This is a genomic window from Mangrovihabitans endophyticus (assembly GCF_014646155.1).
GTDB lineage: Bacteria > Actinomycetota > Actinomycetes > Mycobacteriales > Micromonosporaceae > Actinoplanes > Actinoplanes endophyticus.
In genome coordinates this window covers 1-530 of sequence record NZ_BMMX01000199.1, presented here as the reverse complement: position 1 = coordinate 530, position 530 = coordinate 1, and the positions used below count along the sequence as shown (strand labels likewise).

The window sequence follows — 530 nt, the reverse complement described above, 5'->3', positions numbered from 1 at the left end:
AGTTTATAAAGAAACCCAAGCGAGCGCGATCAAACTAGAAGGAGGGAAAGAAAAAGCGAAACTGGTTAAAACGCTCACTGATGAGGGTGTTATTGTGGTAGGACATATCGGCTTAATGCCCCAATTCGTGCGTCTTGATGGAGGTTATAAGATTAAGGGCAAAAACGAAGAGCAACAAAAAAAGCTTTTAGAAGACGCCTTGAGTTTAGAAGAAGCCGGGGCGGGTTTGTTGGTTTTAGAGGGTATAACCACCCCTATCGCTCAAAAAATCACTCAAACAATCAAAATCCCCACGATCGGCATAGGGAGCGGTAAAGATTGCGACGGGCAGATTTTAGTGTGGAGCGATATGTTAGGCTTTTTTGATAGTTTTAAGCCTAAATTCGTGCGAGAATACCTTAAGGGGAAAGAATTGGTTCAAAACGCTATCAAGCAATACGCTGATGATGTGAAAAAGGGAAACTTCCCTAACGAGCTAGAAAGTTATCATTAAATGAAAGAACGGATAGTCAATTTAGAAACTTTGGATT

General features: G+C 41.1%; 1 protein-coding gene. It reads left to right on the top strand.

The genetic code is table 11. The features are described from left to right. Positions 1 to 493 (top strand): 3-methyl-2-oxobutanoate hydroxymethyltransferase (gene panB / locus IEY73_RS34905; RefSeq protein WP_189083267.1); only part of this gene is annotated, 493 nt, incomplete at its 5' end. Positions 494 to 530: the final 37 nt, after the last annotated feature.